The sequence below is a fragment of the Desulfoluna sp. genome, assembly GCF_030145185.1.
Taxonomy (GTDB): Bacteria; Desulfobacterota; Desulfobacteria; order Desulfobacterales; family Desulfolunaceae; genus Desulfoluna.
In genome coordinates this window covers 14,358-34,012 of the sequence record NZ_JAQYWB010000024.1, presented here as the reverse complement: position 1 = coordinate 34,012, position 19,655 = coordinate 14,358, and the positions used below count along the sequence as shown (strand labels likewise).

General features: G+C 57.3%; 16 protein-coding genes. 4 read left to right on the top strand and 12 right to left on the bottom strand.

Annotated elements, in window-relative coordinates; all coding sequences use genetic code 11:
• Nucleotides 1-24: 24 nt before the first annotated feature.
• The gene (locus tag Q1Q75_RS09665; protein ID WP_300669823.1) at nt 25-3,513 is read left to right on the top strand and encodes an efflux RND transporter permease subunit; all 3,489 of its coding nucleotides are present in this window, start codon (nt 25-27) and stop codon (nt 3,511-3,513) included.
• 54 nt (nt 3,514-3,567) lie between these two features.
• Nucleotides 3,568-4,107: a hypothetical protein gene (locus Q1Q75_RS09660; RefSeq protein ID WP_300669821.1), complete on the top strand. Its 540-nt coding sequence runs from the start codon at nt 3,568-3,570 to the stop codon at nt 4,105-4,107.
• Nucleotides 4,108-4,269: 162 nt separating this feature from the next.
• On the opposite strand, the gene Q1Q75_RS09655 is transcribed toward Q1Q75_RS09660, so the two are convergent.
• From Q1Q75_RS09655 to Q1Q75_RS09605, 11 genes are all read right to left on the bottom strand, one after another.
• Nucleotides 4,270-4,851: a cytochrome c gene (locus tag Q1Q75_RS09655; RefSeq protein WP_300669819.1), complete on the bottom strand. Its 582-nt coding sequence runs from the start codon at nt 4,849-4,851 to the stop codon at nt 4,270-4,272.
• Between the two features lie 302 nt (nt 4,852-5,153).
• Nucleotides 5,154-6,188, bottom strand: a complete 1,035-nt coding sequence (locus tag Q1Q75_RS09650; RefSeq protein WP_300669816.1) for a KamA family radical SAM protein — start codon at nt 6,186-6,188, stop codon at nt 5,154-5,156.
• A gap of 267 nt (nt 6,189-6,455) precedes the next feature.
• Entirely contained in the window at nt 6,456-8,294 is a 1,839-nt protein-coding gene (locus tag Q1Q75_RS09645) for a UbiD family decarboxylase (protein ID WP_300669814.1), read from the bottom strand.
• 219 nt (nt 8,295-8,513) lie between these two features.
• A complete protein-coding gene (locus tag Q1Q75_RS09640) occupies nt 8,514-9,005 on the bottom strand; it encodes a pyridoxamine 5'-phosphate oxidase family protein (protein ID WP_300669813.1) in 492 nt (163 codons plus the stop codon).
• Nucleotides 9,006-9,162: 157 nt separating this feature from the next.
• Nucleotides 9,163-9,759, bottom strand: a complete 597-nt coding sequence (locus tag Q1Q75_RS09635; protein WP_300669812.1) for a UbiX family flavin prenyltransferase — start codon at nt 9,757-9,759, stop codon at nt 9,163-9,165.
• A 1-nt stretch (nt 9,760) separates the two neighbouring features.
• Nucleotides 9,761-10,681, bottom strand: a complete 921-nt coding sequence (locus Q1Q75_RS09630) for a UbiA-like polyprenyltransferase (protein WP_300669811.1) — start codon at nt 10,679-10,681, stop codon at nt 9,761-9,763.
• Nucleotides 10,665-11,693 (bottom strand): AmmeMemoRadiSam system radical SAM enzyme, encoded by a 1,029-nt coding sequence (gene amrS, locus Q1Q75_RS09625; protein WP_300669810.1) that lies wholly within the window; start codon nt 11,691-11,693, stop codon nt 10,665-10,667. Before amrS ends, Q1Q75_RS09630 begins: the two co-directional genes overlap by 17 nt.
• A gap of 26 nt (nt 11,694-11,719) precedes the next feature.
• Nucleotides 11,720-12,520 carry a class I SAM-dependent methyltransferase gene (locus tag Q1Q75_RS09620; RefSeq protein ID WP_300669808.1) on the bottom strand — a complete coding sequence of 267 codons (801 nt, stop codon included), beginning with the start codon at nt 12,518-12,520 and terminating at the stop codon, nt 11,720-11,722.
• Between the two features lie 67 nt (nt 12,521-12,587).
• Nucleotides 12,588-13,004 (bottom strand): ATP-binding protein, encoded by a 417-nt coding sequence (locus Q1Q75_RS09615; RefSeq protein WP_300669807.1) that lies wholly within the window; start codon nt 13,002-13,004, stop codon nt 12,588-12,590.
• A gap of 5 nt (nt 13,005-13,009) precedes the next feature.
• Complete coding sequence (locus Q1Q75_RS09610; protein WP_300669805.1) at nt 13,010-14,125, bottom strand: SpoIIE family protein phosphatase; 1,116 nt, start codon at nt 14,123-14,125, stop codon at nt 13,010-13,012.
• A gap of 42 nt (nt 14,126-14,167) precedes the next feature.
• Complete coding sequence (locus Q1Q75_RS09605; RefSeq protein WP_300669803.1) at nt 14,168-14,494, bottom strand: Hpt domain-containing protein; 327 nt, start codon at nt 14,492-14,494, stop codon at nt 14,168-14,170.
• 237 nt (nt 14,495-14,731) lie between these two features.
• Here Q1Q75_RS09605 and Q1Q75_RS09600 point away from each other — a divergent pair, with 237 nt between their 5' ends.
• Both Q1Q75_RS09600 and ahcY read left to right on the top strand, forming a co-directional pair.
• Complete coding sequence (locus tag Q1Q75_RS09600; protein ID WP_300669801.1) at nt 14,732-15,646, top strand: metalloregulator ArsR/SmtB family transcription factor; 915 nt, start codon at nt 14,732-14,734, stop codon at nt 15,644-15,646.
• Nucleotides 15,647-15,941: 295 nt separating this feature from the next.
• On the top strand, nt 15,942-17,366 hold the full coding sequence (gene ahcY, locus Q1Q75_RS09595; RefSeq protein ID WP_300669799.1) for an adenosylhomocysteinase: 1,425 nt from the start codon (nt 15,942-15,944) through the stop codon (nt 17,364-17,366).
• 186 nt (nt 17,367-17,552) lie between these two features.
• On the opposite strand, the gene tkt is transcribed toward ahcY, so the two are convergent.
• Nucleotides 17,553-19,568, bottom strand: a complete 2,016-nt coding sequence (gene tkt, locus Q1Q75_RS09590; RefSeq protein ID WP_300669797.1) for a transketolase — start codon at nt 19,566-19,568, stop codon at nt 17,553-17,555.
• Between the last annotated feature and the right edge of the window lie 87 nt (nt 19,569-19,655).

Sequence of the window (19,655 nt, the reverse complement as noted above, 5' to 3'; positions counted from 1 at the left end):
ACCCAGAGAAGGCATGGGATCAAGATGATAGAAAAACTGATTATATGGTCTGTGCGAAACCGGTTTCTGGTGATTCTGGTGACGCTTTTTGTGGTGGTGGCGGGCCTTGTGTCCATATCGCGGATGCCACTGGATGCGATCCCGGATCTCTCTGACGTCCAGGTGATCGTCTACACGGACGTTCCCGGGCAGGCACCCCAGGTGGTGGAGGACCAGGTGACTTATCCCTTAACCACGGCCATGTTGAGCGTTCCCTACGCCAAGTCCGTGCGGGGGTACTCCTTTTTCGGGCTCTCCTTTGTCTACATTATCTTTGAAGACGGCACGGATATTTACTGGGCGCGGTCCCGGGTGCTGGAGTATTTGAACGTGGTGGCCGGGCGACTTCCAGAGGGGGTCACTCCGGCACTGGGGCCAGACGCCACCGGGGTGGGCTGGGTGTATGAGTATGTGCTCAAGGACAGCTCAGGTGCCCTGGACAACCAGCAGCTTCGCAGTCTTCAGGACTGGTATCTGCGGTATGAACTCACGGCGGTGTCCGGTGTCTCCGAGGTGGCGAGTATCGGCGGGTTTGTGAAGCAGTATCAGGTGGAGGTGGATCCCTCGCGTCTCAATGCCTACAACCTCTCCATCGACCAGATTCGTTCTGCCATTAAGCGCTCCAACACCGATGTGGGGGGGCGTCTGGTGGAGATGGCGGAGACAGAGTTCATGGTGCGGGGGCTGGGTTATCTCTCTTCGGTGGAGGACCTGGAAAAGGTCTCATTGGGTGTGGATGAGAAGGGCACCCCGATCCTGTTGAAGCATGTGGCCCGGGTGAAGATCGGTCCGGAGCTGCGGCGCGGTGTGCTGGAGTGGAACGGGGAAGGCGAGGTGGTGGGGGGCATCGTGGTGATGCGTTACGGCGAAAACGCTCTGGCCACCATCGAACGGGTAAAAAAACGACTCAAAGAGCTTGAGCAGGGGCTGCCCGAGGGGGTCACCATCGAAGCGGGCTACGATCGCTCGGGGCTCATCGAGCGGGCCGTCTCCACCCTCAAGGTAAAGCTGGTGGAAGAGATGGCCGTGGTGGCGCTTATCTGCGTGATTTTTCTCCTGCACTTCCGGTCGGCCTTTGTGGCGATTTTCACGCTGCCTGTGGGTATTCTCATCGCTTTTACCGTCATGTATCTCAACGGCATCAACGCCAACATCATGAGCCTAGGAGGGATTGCCATTGCCATCGGGGTGATGGTGGACGCCTCGGTGGTGCTGGTGGAAAATGCCCACAAGCACATGGAGAGAAACGATGGGACGCGCTCCCATCAGCAGATCATTATCGATGCGTCCCGGGAAGTGGGGCCGGCACTTTTTTACAGTCTTCTGATTATTACGGTCTCCTTTCTGCCTGTGTTCACCCTGGTGGAGCAGTCGGGACGTCTTTTTCGCCCCTTGGCGTACACGAAGACCTTTGCCATGGCCGCTTCTTCTGTGCTTGCGGTGACGGTTATTCCAGTGTTGATGACTTTTTTCGTTCGGGAAAAGGGCGTCTTTGATGCCCAGCCCAAAAGGCGTCGCCGTCTGATGTATGGCCTGACGGGGGTCTTTCCTCCCCTGGCGGTCCTGGCGGCCCGTTCTTTTGGGGTTGATCTTCCTGTCTGGAGTTTCTGGGGCGCGATGATCGCGGGCTTTTTGCTTGTGATGATGGTTTTACCCCAGCGGATCCTGAGCGAAAAGGAGAACCCCTTGAGCCGATTCTTAATTCGGATTTATCGTCCGGTGATTCATGGGGTGCTGTCATGGCGAAAACTGACAATCGCCATTGCGGTTTTGATTCTGGCCGCGACCTGGTTTCCTTTTTCACGGCTGGGCAGCGAGTTTATGCCGCCTTTGAATGAAGGGGATCTTCTTTATATGCCCACGACCCTGCCCGGGATCTCGGTGACCAAGGCGCGGGAGCTGTTGCAGCAGACCGACAAGATCATCAAGCGTTTTCCCGAGGTGCGGCATGTCCTGGGCAAGGTGGGGCGGGCAGAAACCTCCACAGACCCGGCCCCCCTTTCGATGATTGAGACCACCATCGTGCTGCGGCCGAAGGTGGAGCACGAAAGGCTGACCGTGGATCGGTTTTACGATGGGTGGCCGGGGGGGCTGGTGCGCCCGCTTTCCCTGGTTTTTCCAAAGGAGAAGGAGGGGAAGATCCTTCATGAGTGGCGTAAGCGGCCCGTGGATCGATTTTTTTCCGACTGGCCATCGTTTTTAAGCAAGCCCCTGGCTTGGGTGCTGCCGGAAGAGCGGTACATGACCCTTACGGAATTGTCTGATGAGTTGAACGAAGCCGTTCGGTTCCCGGGGCTGACCAACGCCTGGACCATGCCCATCCGCACTCGCATCGACATGCTCTCCACGGGCATCAAGACCCCGGTGGGCATTAAGATCATGGGGACCGATCTGTCGGTGCTCTCTGACCTGGGCACTCAGATTGAGGCGCTGTTGCGGCCTTTGAACGGGACTCTGTCGGTCTATTCTGAGCGGGTCGCCGGAGGAAAATACCTGGATATCGCCATCAACCGGGATCACCTTGCCCGTTTCGGGCTCTCGGTGGATGATGTGCAGAAGGTCATTATGACCGCCATTGGCGGGAGGAACATCACCTGGACCGTGGAGGGACTGGAGCGTTATCCGGTGAACCTGCGGTACAGCCGGGAGTACCGGAACGACCTCGACAGCCTGGGCCGGGTGCTGGTGCCCACCCCATCCGGGGCCCATGTCCCCCTGGTTCAGCTGGCCTCCCTCTCCTTTAAAAACGGGCCGGCCGGCATTAAGAGTGAAAATGCCCGACGCACGGCCTGGGTCTATGTGGATCTGAAAGGCGTGGATGTCGGGAGCTATGTCAAAGAGGCAAAAGCCCTTATTGAGAACAGCATGACGCTTCCGTCCGGGTATTCTCTCGTCTGGTCCGGTCAGTTTGAATACATGGAGAAGGCGCGGAAATCTCTGACACTCATTGTTCCTGCCACGCTTATTCTCATTTTTGTGCTTCTCTATCTCCATTTTGGAAGTCTCGCTGAGGCGACCCTTGTCATGGCGAGTCTTCCCTTTGCCCTTACGGGCGGGGTCTGGTTGATCTACTGGCTGGATTACAACCTTTCGGTGGCCGTGGTGGTGGGTTTTATCGCCCTGGCCGGTCTGGCGTCGGAAACCGGGGTCGTGATGCTGGTCTATTTGAATGAAGTCTATGGCAGGCGGCTGGAAGAGGGACGCATGAACACTCCGTCCGATCTTTATGAGGGCGTTATCGAAGGGGCCGTGGACCGGGTTCGCCCCAAACTCATGACCGTGGCCACCACCCTCATCGGGCTGTTGCCCGTGATGTGGGGCAGTGAAACCGGCGCTCAGATTATGAAACGCATCGCCGCCCCCATGGTGGGGGGGCTTATCTCCTCCACCTTTTTGACACTGATTATTATTCCGGCCATCTATTATGGGTTGAAGGCCAGGGAGATGAAAAAAAAGCCTCCGGTCAGGGGATGATCCCCTGAATCCGTTTTTTACAACAAACAACCGTGAACCAAAGGAAGATAAATCATGAAACGACATACTTTTATTTTTGGCCTTTTGGCGCTTTTAGTCGTGAGTTTTTCCTCTGTGTCTTTTGCTCAGCATGGAGAGAATCTTTCCGGCAAAGGCAAAGAGATGAAAAAAATGCAAGAGACGAAAATGAACACGGGAAAGATGAAAGGGCATGACATGGAGACATCCATGGACATGGACGAGACGGTGATCCGAACCCATACCACCGATGGCGTGACCTTGACTTATCGCCTTATTGATATGCAGAAACGCATGGAAAACATGGAGGGGATGGAGAAGATGAAGGGCAAGGTGGCCTCGCATCACCTGATGGTGAACGTGAAAAAAAGTGATGGGAGTCTGGCCCATGACGCCCGGGTCGGTTTTCTCGTGACGGGCCCCGATGGCAAAAAGAAGAAAATCATGGCCATGGGGATGGGCGGCGGGCACGGGGCGGATGTCGATATGAAACAAAAAGGCAACTATAAGGTGACCGTAAAGATCAAGATTGGTGAGAAAACCGTGAAAGATACATTCACCCACGTTGCAGAATAAAGACAGGGACGGCACGGTATCTGGGACGTGTGCAGCACGTTATAAGCCCGATTCGACCACGCGTGTCGAATCGGGCTTTGTGTTTGGAACGGGGTGTTAAACGGGCGCGTCCTGCGCACGCTTTTCTACCACAAATAGAGATGAGTGCCTGCTGCTGGTTCATCAGTGATGATGATGTGCCCCCGCAGGTTCGAAGGGGGAAAGGGAGCGAATATAGGCATAGACCCCTTGGAGCTGCGCTTCATTGAGCGCGTTTTCCCAGCCAGCCATGGGGGTGCCTTCAATTCCTTTTTTGATGATATGAAGGCGTCCTTGCTCAGAGTAAAATTTCGTGTGTTTTGTGGCTGTGAAATCGGATGGTTTTTGCTCAAGAGACTCGGAGACCGGACCGTCGCCCCTGCCTTTTTCCCCATGGCAAGGGGCGCATGACTGCAGATAGATTTTTCTGCCGGCCGTGAGCTGCTCGTTCGTGGCCGGGGGAAGCGGCAGATCGTATGTATGGCCCAGTTCTTTTTGTAACCAGATTTTGACCTCTTGCATGTGCTGCATGTGTGGGTCTTCCGCATGGCTGAGAGGTTCGGCGTCGTGGTGGCCCCCCATCGCCTCTTCATGACTCGGGAGCTTCTGATAGGTACTGTGTGGCGCTTCTTCGTTTGTTTGCCCTGGTTTCGCACATCCGGTCAGGGCTATGGATCCGATAAGCAATAGCACTGCTGTTCCACGGATACGTCTCAAGATGTTCATCGCCTGTTCTCCGTATTTGGGTTGGCATGGCGTCCACCGAGGACGCCTGCTGCAAGGTCCTCCACCTGTCTTGGTATTTATACCTTGCGCGGGATGTATGAGCCGTCGTTGTGTGACAAGAATTTCACAGGGAGGGTGGGGCGAAAAGGGTAGAATGATATGTAACTATTCAGCTTATACCTCCGGCGGCCCTGCCGGAGGCTTTTTGGACGCTGAATAGTTACAAAAGAACGAAAATAAAGCCATGGGCTATGGCCTGCTTTAAACGCCTGATTCAACAGTTTCCGTTGAATCGGGCGTTCTTACAGGGGGTAGGTGTAGGTCTTGCCGTCGTAGCCTCGAACGGTGAGTTTTTCTTCGTCCCGGGCGAGAATGGATTCCGGCAGAAGAGGGATTTTTCCGCCCCCGCCGGGGAGATCGATGACATAGGCAGGCACGCAGAGCCCAGAGAGGTGGCCGCGAAGGCCCTTGACCACGGCCAGGCCCGTTTCGATGGTCGTGCGGAAGTGGCCGGTGCCTTTGACGGCGTCTCCGTGGTGGATGTAGTAGGGCCGGACCCGATTTTTTGTGAGTTTGCGCATGAGCTCGGCCATGACCGCCGGCGTGTCGTTGACACCTTTTAATAAAACCGTCTGGCATCCCAGGGGCGCTCCGGTGCGGTTTAAAAGCCTCAGCGCTTTTTCCGCTTCGGGGGTGATCTCGTCCGGATGGTTGAAGTGGGTGTTGATCCAGAGGTTTTCGTATTGGCTCAGCATCGCACAAAGTTCTTCGGTGACGCGCATGGGAAGGGTCGCAGGGATCCTGCTGTGGATGCGGATCATTTCCACATGGGGGATCTCTGAGAGTCGGGCTAAAATGGCGTCGATTTTTTCGTCGTCTAAGAGGAGGGGGTCTCCACCAGTGAGAATAACATCTCTGACGGCCGGCGTCTGCTCAATGTAGGTGAGTCCTGCCTCGATGGTGGCGTCGGTGACCGTCCCCAGGTGTTTTCCCACCTTTCGTTTCCGCATGCAGTGGCGGCAGTAGAGTGCGCACTGGTTAGAGACCAGAAAAATCACCCGGTCCGGGTAGCGATGCGTGAGGCCGAATACCGGAGAATCCTTCTCCTCGCAGAGGGGGTCTTCCAAGAGGGGGGAGTCCATGAGTTCTGCTGCCGAGGGCACCGCCTGGCGCTGGAGGGGGCCGCCTGCCGTCTTCATTAAAGAGAGCCAGTACGGGTTGATGCGCATGGGGTAGACTTCTGCGACCCGATTGGCCTCGTCCACGTCAACCCCAGGCATTCCTTCCAACTCTTCCGCTGATACCACCGATTTTTTGAGTATTTCTTTCCAGTTCATAGGGGCTTTTTATCACAGATGGGGGGGAAGGCAAAGGTGGCGATCCATAGATTTACTGGATGCTTTTCAGGCTTTGCCTGGGAACGAGAGAGCATCTGAGTTGATGTGTAATTTCTAACAGCTCACGTAATCGTGATGAACGATGCATCGTGTCACACGCAGCACGAATGCGGACGCAAGGTCGCTAGAGTAACGACACCCGAATCGCATTCGCAAACCCGCTTTCAAGGTGGCGCCACCTTGCCGCCGGAGGCTTTTTTTGTCTCTTTACACAATCCCATATAACGACCCGCCTTTCTGGCAGAGATCGTCCACCCGTTTTGAGATCTCAGGATCTTCGATGAGGGGAGGCGCGTGGTGGGGTTTGAGCCGTGCGTCGATGATGAGGGGGCCGGTGGATCCCCAGTGTTTGTGGATGGTGGTGGCGCCGGCGCCGTAGATGTCGTGGCTGGGGTTGGACCGGGTAAAGGTGGTCCAGAGAAAGTTGCCTAACGTTTTTGCGGCGAAGGCCGGGTCTTCGGTGAGTACCACCAGAGCCATGCCCTTGGTGGGCGTCTCATGAAGGTGGTCAGCCAGGCGTTGGGCGGTGGCTTCGCCTTGAGCTTCATCGGTGAAGTTAGGAGCCTGGACCATCATAACTCCGGGAAGGGCCAGGTGCGGGGATGAAAATCCTTCGGGTAGTAAAAAACCCGTGGGAAGGGTGGTGGTGAGGCCCCGTTTTTTTTCTCCGGCGGCGGCAAAGACCACCTTGGAGCCTTCGTTTAAGCCGTCGGACGAATAATCCAGGGTGTCCATGGTGGTGCGGGTCTGGAAATGGAGGTCCCGGGTGAAATCCATGCGTTCGAGAAGATGGATGAGAAAGGCCCGCTCGTCATGGATATCAAGCTGGGGATTATCCCCTTCGGCCACGATAAAGAGGTATTTGGCCAGGGAGCACTGACCGAAACCAAAAATCGCGTTGGAGAGGGTGAGGAGCTCCATGGGTTTTTTGTCCTCATTCTCGCAGTAGGGGACATAGGTCTCCTTGCCGATGGCCAGAAGCAGCGGGTGCACGCCAGCGGCGTCCACGGCGTGAATGGCCGAGACCCCGGGGATGGCGTCGGGCACGGCGGGTCCGGTGATCTCGTGGATGAGGGCGCCGAAGCTGGTATCTTCTTGGGGCGGCCGTCCCACCACGGTAAAGGGCCAGATGGCGTCCTTCCGGTGGTAGACTTTTTCCACTTTCAAAAAGGGAAAGGGGTGGGTGAGGCTGTAATAGCCGAGGTGATCGCCGAAGGGGCCTTCAGGCTTTACGGCTTTTGGGTCCACGGTGCCGATGATGCAAAAATCAGCATCGGCGGAGAGGGTGTGGCCGTTTTCTTTGGCGTAGTGGAACCGCCGACCGGCCAGGGCGCCTGCAAAGGCCACTTCGGGCAGATTCTCGGGAAGGGGCATCACCGCGGCAAAGGTGTGGGCGGGTGGGCCACCCACAAAGATGGAGACTTTCAAGGGCTCCCCTTTTTCGATGGCGTGGGCGTGGTGGCGGCCGATGTCCCGTTTGATCTGGTAGTGAAGGCCGATCTCTTTGTCCGGGACGTAGTCGTTTCCGGCCAGCTGGATGCGGTACATGCCCAGATTGGACCGTAAGATATGAGGGCTTGAGGGGTCTTCAGAGTAGACCTGGGGCAGCAGCACAAAGGGACCGCCGTCGTCGGGCCAGCAGGTGATCTGGGGGAGCTTGCTTAGGGAGGTTGTGCACGCCATCACCGGAGCGTCCTTGACCTTTCGGGGCAGGGCTTTGGTGGCTGCGAAGGGCAGCATGAGATTTTTTATGGGGTGCATCAAAAGGGATTTTGGATCCACCTTGGCTTCCACCAGCCGGGCGACTCGGTCCAGGGTGTGCCGGAAGATAAACCGAGAGCGCTCCAAGGTCCCGAAGAGGTTGGAAACCGCCGGAAAAGGCGAGCCTTTCACTTTTTCGAAGAACAGGGCCGGTCCCCCTGCCGCGTAAACGCGCCTGTGAATCTCAGCCATCTCCAGATAGGGGTCGACTTCCTCTTTAATCCGAATCAGGTGGCCGTGGGTCTCCAAGTCCTCCACACACTCTCTCATGCTGGCATAGGTCATGCTCGGGTCAACTCCATATTGGGTAAAGCAAACAAAAGAAAAAGAGAAGCCTCCGGCGGCAAGGTGGCGCCACCTTGAAAGCGGGTTTGCGAATGCGCATCGGGAGTCGTCACTCGGGGCTGAAATGCGTCCGCATTCGCGCGAGGGGTGAGGGGTGACAACGGATGTCGCACGTGCATGAGCTGTCGGTGCTTCCGCGTCAATTCACGGAGGCATTTTTTATCCCTCATCTGGAAAAAGATCTTCCGGTTCCAAGGCCACACGGTGGCCAAACCCTTCGCTGTTGTCCAGGTAGAGGACGGTTTCCGGGGTAAACCGGTACCATTTTGGTTTGCCGGCGGCAAGAAATCCGGCCAGGCTGCCCAGATTCTTCAACGCGAAAAGGTCCTTTAAAAAGGGAAAGCGTTTCACATACCGGGAAAAAGCCGCCATGGCCGTAGGCGTTAACCCTGCCTTTGTGATTTCTCCTTCCATTTGCAGACCTTCGATCTCCTGAAAATGAAACGGGTTCTCATGGACCGTGGCCGCAGCTGCTTCCCCTTCCCCCTCCAGAATGTGCCGGGCCTCCGGGCTCGAAAAAAAGTAGAGGCTCCCCTTGTACGCCACATAATACACCGCTGCCGCCCAGGGTTTTCCGTTACAGGACGTGGCCAGGGTCATGATGTGTGCGTGGTTGAGTAGTTTGACTGCTTTTTCTGTCGGTTTTTTCAAAAAAAGGCCTCCGGTGGGTCGCTTTTTGCTACGGGAAATCAAAGGTGTTGTTTATGAGCGAAGCCCGCAGCGAATGTGATCGACCCGAGGAACGAGGGGCGGGAGCATTCGCAATCCGCTTTCGAGGTGGCTCACCTCGCCGCCGGAGGCTGTTTTTTTATCCCTTCCACCTTGGCACCAGGTCTGCGGCCGGGGTGACGCCGATGTGGTCCAATATGCGTGCCACCACGGTATCGGCCAGGGCTTCCAGGGTCTGGGGTCTGGAATAGAAGGCCGGTGACGCGGGCAGGAGGGTGGCGCCAGCTTCGGCTGCGGCGGTCATGTTTTTGAGGTGGATGAGGTTGTAGGGCATCTCCCGGGGGACGAGGACCAGGGGGCGCTTTTCTTTTAAGGTGACGTCGGCGGCCCGGTGGATGAGGTTACTGCCGCATCCGGTGGCGATGGCGGCCAGGGTGGCCATGGTGCAGGGGACGACCACCATGGCGTCCACCGGGCAGGAGCCACTGGCGGGGCCCGCGGTGAAGTCGTTGACTTCGTGGAGGTGGAGGGTGGAGCCGGAGGTTGACCGGACGAGCGCGTGGAGGGTCTCTATAAACGCTTCTGCTGAGAGCCCCAGCTCCTCTTTGGCCACGATCAGGGCCGCTTTTGAGGCGATGAGATCGATCTCGGTAACGGCTTCGGCCAAGGCTTTGACCAGCCGAAGCCCATAGAGGGCACCGGAGGCCCCGGTGAAGGCGGTGACGATGCGAGCCATGTTATACGGTTCCTGTGAGGCGCCCGATGAGGATGCCCGCGAAGAGCACCAGGGAAATGAGGCTGTTCATGTGGAAGAAGGCGATGTTGACGTGGGTGAGGTCGTCGGGCTTAACGAGTTTGTGTTCCACCACGAGAAGGACGCCGATGAGGCCCACGGCCAGGCCGTAGGGCCAGCCCAGGCGAAAGAGGGGCCAGAGCAGGAGCATGAGGCCGAAGGTGGCGGTGTGGATGCCGGTGGAGATCTGCATCGCTTTTTTGACGCCGAGATTTGCCGGGATGGAGTGGAGCCCTTTTTCCCGGTCGAAGTCGCTGTCCTGGCAGGCGTAGAGGATGTCAAACCCGGCGATGTAGGTAAGCAGAGCCAGGGAGAGGACGAGGATGTTCCAGGAGAACCCGCCGGTCATGGCGATCCAGGCGCCTAAGGGGGCCAGGGAGATGGAAAAACCCAAATAGATATGGCAGAGCCAGGTAAAGCGTTTGGTAAAGGAGTAGGCACAGAGGAGGATCAGGACGGGAACCGAGAGCTTGAAGCACAAGGGGCTGAGCATCCACGCGGCGAAGATGAAGAGCCCTGCGGCCCCAGCCACCACGAGCCACGCCTCTTTTTTCCCGATCTCCCCTTTGGGGATCGCTCGCATGGCGGTCCGTGGGTTGCTCTCATCGATGTCCGCATCCACGATGCGGTTGACGCCCATGGCGGCTGTTCGGGCGCCCACCATGGCCACGAGAATCCAGAACAGCTTTCCAACCGTTAAGGGGGCTTCGAGGGTGGCCAGAACCACGGCGGAGAGGGCAAAGGGGAGGGCGAAGATGGTGTGGCTGAACTTGATCATGCGCCCGTAAACGAGGAGGGTCTCTTTGATTTTTGCGGCAAAAGGGGTGGCCAGGGCCGCTTTGAGCCGATTACGAAGTCTGTCCATCAATATCAATACCGTCAATGTAGGTGCCGCAGAAGATGCAGCGGTTGTCCTTGATATCCACGGTAACAAGACGGTAGCCCGATCGTTGGATCACCGCTCGGCCGCAGCCGTAACAGAAGGTGTTTTCCCCCGTGTTCTCCGGGAGGTTGCCCGTGTATACATAGCGCAATCCGGCTTTGATGCCAATATCTCGTGCCATGAGGATGGTTTCCATGGGCGTGGGTGGACGATCGGTCATGCGGTAGGTGGGGTAGAATCGGCTGAGGTGCCAGGGGGTGTCGGGACCTGTCCCGCTGGCGATAAATCGGGCGATCTGGTCGATTTCGTCCATGCTGTCATTGAGGTCTGGGATGAGAAGGGTGGTGATCTCGAGAAAGACCCCTTTCTGCTTGAGATAGAGGATGGCGTCTTTCACCGGTTCCAGGGAGGCACGGCAGTAGCGTTTGTAGAAATCGTGGGTGAAGGCTTTCAGGTCGACGTTGGCACAGGTGAGATAGGGGGCCAGCAGGTCGATGGCCTCAAAGGTCAGGTAGCCGTTGGTGACCAGGATGGTGAAGAGTCCTTTTTCTCTGGCAAGGCGGGCCGTGTCGAGGACAAACTCAAAGGCCACCGTGGGCTCGGTGTAGGTAAAGGCAATGCTGCGTGCGCCTGCGGCGAGGGCCTGGTCCACCACAGACTCTGGGGTGGCGGTGATGCCTGTTGGGTCGTTTTCGTCCGGGGCGAGTTGGGAGATGTCGGCGTTCTGGCAGAAGCTGCAGCTGAAGTTGCAGCCCACGGAGGCGACTGAAAAAGAGAGACTCCCTGGGGCCAGATGCCAGATTGGTTTTTTTTCTACGGGGTCGGACGCGGCGGCCACCAATCGGCCGTAGACCAGGGAGATGAGGGTGCCGCCCTGGTTTTCGCGAACGCTGCATCGCCCCCGTCTTCCCTCTTTAATAGTGCAGCGGTGGCTGCAAAGGTTGCAGCGGACCGCATTTTTTTCCAACCGTTCATACAGCAGGGCTTCGACCATGATGGGCTCCTGGGACCTCTCCGGTTTTACTGGGGATCGGGTTTAAAAAACTGTTCCCCGATGCTCATGTTTTGCGACAGGGTTTTTTCGGCAAACAGTGATAAGGGACGGGTCGTGAACCGGGGGACCAGGCTGATGGACATACCCGTGTAGGCCCCGTAGGGCAGACGGCGAAAGAGACGCCCGATGAGGCGTCCGCCGGCGGGCGGGTGGTAGGTGATGGTCCGCGAGGAGATGGGGACTTTGCCCAGAAGTCCTCGAATCAGTTGCCGTACCTCCCATGTGGAGAGAAAGTGCGCTTTCGAATAGACCGTGTTGCCGTGGAGTCCTTTGCCAAGGGAGGGAACGGCTCCCAGGGACAGTCGATTGAAAAAACCGATATAGAGGCGATCTTTGGCCACGCGGGCCGCTTCAGCGATGGCTTTTTCCGGGGATTCGACAAATTCCAGGGTGAGGTTCAGGACGGCAAAATTGAAGGCGTTGTCCTCAAAAGGGAGGGCTTCGGCATTGCCTTTGAAGAGCTCGGCGCGATTTCTTAATTTTTTACCTGCGATATCAAGCATGTAGGTGGAGGCATCCAGGCCGGTGAGATCCAGGCCCGGTTTCATGCGATCCATGCCGGCAAGGGTAACCCCCGTGCCGCAGCCGATATCCAGCAGCCGGTCCCCATAAGCCGGGTTGATGAGCTTTATCATCAGCTGGCTCTGGCGTTCAGCCGCATCGCTGTGGCGGTCCATTTCAAGCCATTGAGCATACTGCCCGGCTTCCTGAAAATCAAATACATGTCCCATGGGTGTAAAGGTAGAGAATTGTGTGCGTTTTTTCAATCTTAATCGACGGGATCGCGAAAAGTCAGTGATTCAATGGATCTCATCGTATCATGGTATTTTCACCTCAAATATGGAGGGTAATGTGGAGATGGTTGCCCCGCTGGCTGTAAACCATGGTGTGGCAATATTTTTGTATGATCTCAAGACCGCGCCCTCCTTCAGAATTTGTGGCTCGTTTTTTTTTGATCGTGGCTTGCCAGTCAAATCCTGGACCCTGATCCTCAAATTCCATCTGCAGGGTGTTTTCGTCGAGGAGAAGGGAGAACCGAATCGGGTCATCGGGGCAGAGGACCGATCCATGCCGGATGGTGTTGGTGAGGCCTTCCCGCATGGTGATGATGATGGCAAAAAGAGAGAGGGAGAGGTCGCGCTGCCTGCAGAACGTCTTGACCTCTTCCACGGCGCGGTCCACCAGGATGAGGGAGGGCTTCATCCTAATTTCCAGGCCATCGGGCATTTTTTTCAGGGAGAACGGTTCCATAAGTATCAGATCTCCATGGCGAGGATGACCATGTCGTCTTCCTGGGTTTCCCGGTTGGGACAGAGATGGTCAGATACGGTGCGCGGGGCCTGCTCGATGGGAACCGAGCGGCCCTTTTCACACGCGTCGAGCATTTTTTCCGTTTCGCTGTGCCACATTTTTTTTGTGGCGGGAGACTCTACCAGGCCGTCCGTGTAGATATAAACGCGATCCCCCTCGGAGACCGATAGGGAGACGATGCCGAACAGGGTGCTTTTGAAGATGCCCATGGGGTCCCCTTCGGCTCCGATGAGCCGGGCAGGGGCGTCCGCGGGGACGTAGCAGACCGGGGGGTGACCGGCGAAGACGATCTCCATCACGCGTTTTCGGCGGTTTAACCGTGCGTAGCAGGCGGTGAGGTATTTTTCAGCAGGCAGGATCTCCACCAGGACGCCGTTGATGAGGTTCATGCTCTCCATGGGGGTGTAGATCTGGGTGCAGTTCTGTTTTAAAAGCCCTTTGACCGAGGAGGTCAGGTAGCCGGTGCTGATGTCGTGTCCAGAGAAATCGGCGACAAAATAACCGTAGATGTCTTCTGAAATGTGAAGGACATCATAAAAGTCACCCCCGGCTTCGTGGAGAGCCATGTAGTGGACCCCGAAATGAGCCCCAGGTTCCTGCTCCGGGGTGATGAGGAAGGATGTCTGGGCTTCGGTGAGCTGGCGGAGTTTCTCGGCCTGGCTGTTGATGAGGGAGTTGGTGGCGATGGAGAGTTTCAGGTGGAGGCTGACGCGTGCGGAGACCTCCTGGGGGTGAAAGGGTTTGGTGATGTAGTCGACGGCTCCCAGGTTGAAGCCCTCGACCTTGGAGTCGACATCGGAGAGGGCGGTGAGGAAAATCACCGGAATGGAGGCGGTGCGGGCATTGGATTTAAAATGTTTGATCACATCAAATCCGCTCTCGCCTGGCATGCAGATATCCAGAAGAATGAGGTCCGGAGGCTCCGCCGTCGCCATTTGTCGGGCTCTTTTTCCCGAGTCGGCCGTGACAATCCGGTACCCCTCTTTTTGGAGCGTTTTGGACATCATTGCGCGGTTTACAGGGTTGTCGTCGGCGACCAGGATGGTGAAGCTTGGGGACATGGATCACCTCATCGGGTATGGACGATGTGCCGGGGGGCGTGGTCAGGTTGTACGGGTCTCCAGAGCCTTCTGGATACCCACCTTGAATGCCTCAATGGCTTCCATGACGGGGCCCAGGCTATCCAGGGTATTTTCACGGACCGCGGCTTCGATCTCTTTGGAGAGTCGATAGATTTCCGTAAACCCCAAGTTCCCGGCAGACCCTTTCAGGGAGTGCGCGGCTTCGGTCAGGGTTTGCCGGTCGCCGCTTATGATGGCTTGTTTCAGACGGTCGATATCTATGTCTGCTGTTTCCAGGAAGAGTTCAACGATTTCAAGGAATTCGCTCTCTTCCAAGCCAAGATCTTCTCCGATCGCTTTTAAGTCCATGGGTTTCAGTCCTTCGGTGGTTCGTCAGGGGGAGGCGGTTGCCGATCATGATGGGGCCGCGTGCCGGGTGTCTATGGAGCCTGCGTTACCCTTTATTATAGCGGTGGCGTCATCTGGGTGCAAGGTCATTTTCCTGCCCGGACGGTCCGGGTAACCTCTTGACAGGAGCATGGAAAGTCTATATATCAATACATCTTGATATATGGATATTGCCACTGAGCGGGAGAAGATTCTGGGATGAAAAGTCTTATTTATTTTAAAGCCATGGCGGACAGCACCCGTCTTCGACTCTATCATATCCTGCTTCACCACGAGATGAGCGTGAACGAGATTGTCGCCTTGATGGACATGGGACAGTCTCGCATCTCCAGGCATCTCAAGATTCTAACGGATTGCGGGTTGCTGGTGTGCCGCCGGGACGGGGTGTGGGCTTTTTATTCGGCTGAAAAGGTGGGAGACACCGCGCTGATGGCCAGTCTGGTTGAATCTCTCTCCATGGACGAGCCTCTGATCCAGGCCGATTTCAAGCGGGCTGAGGCCGTGATTCATGACCGGAGACTCCGTCGGCAGAAGTTTTTTGACGATATTGCACCTCGCTGGGAGCATCTCAAGGTCGATCTCATAGGGGATTTTGACCTGAATGAGGCCTTGATGGCGGATATCCAACCCTGCCGCATGGCGGTGGATCTTGGCTGCGGGACCGGAGCGCTGATGAACCGCCTTGCCGAGTGTGTGGAACAGGTGGTGGGGGTGGACAGCTCCTCCAACATGCTCAAGGAGGCCGAGGCAAGGCTGCAGGCGCTGGGGGGCGGGTTTGACCTGCGCCTGGGCGAGCTGGAGCACCTCCCCATGAGAGACGCAGAAGTGGATCTGGCCGTGATCTCTCTGGCCCTGCATCACCTGGATAACCCGAGGCTGGCCCTGAAAGAGTCCGGCCGGGTGGTGGCTGAAGGCGGCCGGCTTCTTATCGCCGAATTTGGCCAGCATGCCGACGAATCCCTTCGGGACCGGTTCGGGGACCGATGGCTGGGTTTTTCTGAAGCAGAGCTTTTGGGGTGGATTCATGAGGCGGGATTTTCCGTGGAGAGCACGCGGCATTTTTCCCCCGCCCGGGGTCCTGCCGTCATGATTTGCCAGGCGGTGAGAACGTGATTTGCCCTGCGTTGCAGGCGTGATCCCGGTGACTTTCCACCTCCGTGGTTGTCACTGGATACATGGAAGACTCAACACGTAAGTGGGTGGGAATAAAAATGATACAATGCCTCACCGGAGGCCTTGCTTTTATTTTTTCCTGCAACCTTAATTCTTTAAATATATGCGGCTGCGGGGTGCCTGACATGAGGCTCTCCACATCGTATTTGTAGATCTGCTTTCAAAGGGCTCACCGAGTCCCTTGGGGGATTTAAAAAAACAGTCATTGATTACAGACATCCAAGGAGGACGCAAGATGGCGTTTCAGGAACTCGATTTGACCCTTAAAAATAAGGTAGCCGACATCACTTTGGCGGAGTGGGGCAACAAAGACATGCAGCTTTCCGAGCTGGAGATGCCCGGTCTCATGTCATCCCGTAAAAAATATGGCCCGGAAAAGCCCCTGGCAGGCATGAAGGTTACCGGCAGCCTTCATATGACCATTCAGACGGCCATGCTCATTGAGACCCTTAAAGAGCTGGGCGCGGATATTCGTTGGGCCTCCTGCAACATCTTTTCCACCCAGGACCATGCGGCGGCAGCCATTGCAGCCAATGAGTCTGCGGTGGTGTTTGCCTGGAAGGGCGAGACCCTTGAAGAGTACTGGTGGTGCACCGAGATGGCTCTTACCTGGCCTGACGGCAGTGGCCCGGACCTGATCGTGGATGACGGCGGGGACGCGACCCTTCTGGTCCATGAAGGAGTAAGGGCAGAAAAAGATCCCTCGCTTCTCGATCGTGAGCCCGGCAACGCGGAAGAAAAATGCCTCTTGGAGCGCCTGAAGGCTGCTTACAAAGTGGATCCCCAGAAGTGGACCAAGATGGCTGCCAAGATCAAGGGTGTCTCCGAAGAGACCACCACCGGCGTGCACCGTCTTTATCAGCTGGAAAAAGAAGGCGGGCTGCTTTTCCCCGCCATCAACGTCAATGACTCCGTCACCAAGAGCAAGTTCGACAACCTTTATGGCTGTCAGGAGTCTCTGGCTGACGGCATCAAGCGTGCCACCGACATCATGCTCGCCGGTAAAGTCGTGGTTGTCTTCGGTTACGGGGACGTGGGCAAGGGTTGCGCCCGCTCCATGCGTGGGTTCGGTGCCCGTGTTCTGGTCACCGAGATCGATCCCATCTGTGCCCTCCAGGCCGCCATGGAAGGGTTTGAAGTGACGACCCTGGATGAGGCCGTGGGCCAGGGCGACATCTTTGTCACCTGCACCGGCAACTACCATGTGATCACCGGCGCGGACATGGAGAAGATGAAAACCGAGGCCATCGTCTGCAACATCGGTCACTTTGACAACGAGATTGACATGGCGTACCTCGAGGCCAACGAAGGCTGCACCTGCCTGAACATCAAGCCCCAGGTGGACAAGTGGACCCTGAACTCCGGTCGCTCCATTATCATGCTGGCCGAAGGCCGCCTGGTGAACCTCGGCTGCGCCACCGGTCACCCCAGCTTTGTCATGAGCAACAGCTTCACCAACCAGACCCTTGCCCAGATTGAGTTGGCCACCGGGAACTACGAGGTGAAGGTCTATACCCTCTCCAAGAAGATGGATGAAGAGGTGGCCCGTCTTCACCTCGATCGCCTGGGCGTGAAGCTCAGCACGCTCACCGAAAAGCAGGCCGGGTATATCGGCGTGTCTGTGGATGGTCCCTACAAGGCGGATCACTACCGATACTAAGAGCCTTCTGGCGGCCGTGTCGCGGTGTCACAGGAGCGGTTAACGCGTCCTGTGGCATGCCTGGCAGAGGTCGTCCGTGGCCCCTTATTTTATAAAAAAAGCCCGACAGCGTTATGCGCTGTCGGGCTTTTTTTTGTGATCACGTGACGGCCGCACCAGGCACAGGGCGCCTGGTGCGAGCGTTTTTTATGCTTTGTTCTTCTCGATCAGTGCCAGGGTTTTCTCGACGATGTTGTCGGCGGTAAACCCGAACTCTTTCAGGAGGGTGCCACCGGGGGCGGAGGCGCCGAAGCGGTCCATGGCGATGATGGTGCCTTTATCGCCGACGTATTTATCCCAGCCCATGGAGATGCCGGCTTCGATGGCCACGCGGTTTTTCACCTCGGGCAGGAGGACCCAGTCTTTGTAATTCTGCTGGTTCATCTCGAAGAGCTCCCAGCTGGGCATGCTCACCACACGGGCTTTTACGCCTTTTTCAGCCAGCTTTTCTGCGGCCTCGACTGAGATGTGGACCTCGGAACCGGAGGCGATGAGGATGGCGTCGGGGGTGCCCTCGGTGTCCTTCAGGATGTAGGCGCCGCTGGGTACCGAGCCTTCTGACTGGCTGCGGTCGGAGACGGGCAGGGCCTGGCGGGAGAGGATGAGGGCCGTGGGGCCGTCGGTGATTTTAAGGGCCAGGCGCCAGGCGTCGGCGGTCTCGGAGGCGCAGCCAGGGCGCAGGACGGTGAGGCCGGGGATGGCCCTTAAGGCCGCCACGTGTTCCACGGGCTGGTGGGTGGGGCCATCTTCGCCTACGGCGATGCTGTCGTGGGTGAAGACATAGATAATGGGCAGCTTCATGAGGCTGGCCACGCGGATGGCGGGGCGCATGTAATCGGCAAAGACGAGGAAGGTCCCGCCGAAGGGGCGGACGCCGCCGTGGACGAACATGCCGTTCATGACCGCACCCATGGCATGCTCACGCACGCCGAATCGGATGTTTCGGCCATCGAAGGAGCCTTTCTGGAGGGCGTGGCTGCAGTTCATGTAAGTGTTGTTGGAAGGTGCCAGGTCGGCAGAGCCACCGATGAGGCCCGGCAGGTTGGGGGCGATGGCGTTGATGACCTTGCCTGAAGCGGAGCGGGTGGCGATTTTGCCATCTTCGGGGGTGAAGGTGGGGATCTCTTTATCCCAGCCGAAGGTGAGAAATCCGCTGACACCGTCCACCCACTGGTTCGTGCGTTTGGGGTGGGCTTTGGCGTAGGCGTTGAAGCGGGCCTGCCATTCGTTTTCTGCCTCTTCCCCTTTGGCGCTGCAGCCGGAAAAGACCTCTTGGGCGGCTTCCGGGACGAAGAAGGGCTCGGTGTAAGGCCAGCCGAGGTTTTTCTTGGTGAGGAGGATCTCCTCGTCTCCCAGAGGAGAACCGTGGGCACCGGATGTGCCGCCTTTGTTGGGGCTGCCGTAGGCGATGGTGGTGCGCATCAGCAGGACGGTGGGTTTTTCATCCTGGCTCTTGGCTTCGGTCAGGGCCGCATCGATGGCTTCGTGGTTGTTGCCGTCTTCCACGCGGATAGCGTTCCAGCCACAGGCTTCGAAACGGGCCGCCACATCTTCCGTAAAGGCAATCTCTGTGCCGCCTTCGATGGTGATCTGGTTGTCGTCATAGAGGCAGATGAGTTTGCCAAGGCCCAGGTGGCCAGCCATGGAGATGGCTTCGAGGGCCACGCCTTCCATGAGGTCCCCGTCCCCGCACATCACGTAGGTGCGGTGATCCACAATGGTATGCTCAGAGGTGTTGTAGGTGGCGGCGAGGTGGCGTTCGGTCATGGCCATGCCCACGGCATTGGCGATGCCCTGGCCCAAGGGTCCAGTGGTGATCTCCACGCCGTTGGTGTGGCCGTATTCGGGGTGTCCGGGGGTCTTGCTGTTCCACTGGCGGAAGGCTTTGAGGTCATCCAGGCTGAGGCCGTATCCCGTGAGGTGGAGCAGGCTGTACAGCAGGGCCGAGCCGTGCCCACCGGAGAGGACAAAGCGGTCGCGATCAGGCCATGCAGAGTTTTTGGGGTTGTGCGTGAGGTGTTTGGTCCAGAGCACATAGGCGGCCGGTGCCAGCCCCATGGGAGCACCTGGATGACCGGAGTTGGCCTGTTGAACCGCATCCATGGCCAGGGTGCGAAGGGTGTTGATGCAAAGATCGTCAAGGGTGAGCTGGCTGTCGCTCATGGCGTACTGTCTCCTTACTGTTTTACGAATAGATCATTTATCATGGCCTGGAGACGGAGGTACGCTCTTTGGGAGAGTGTCCTCTGG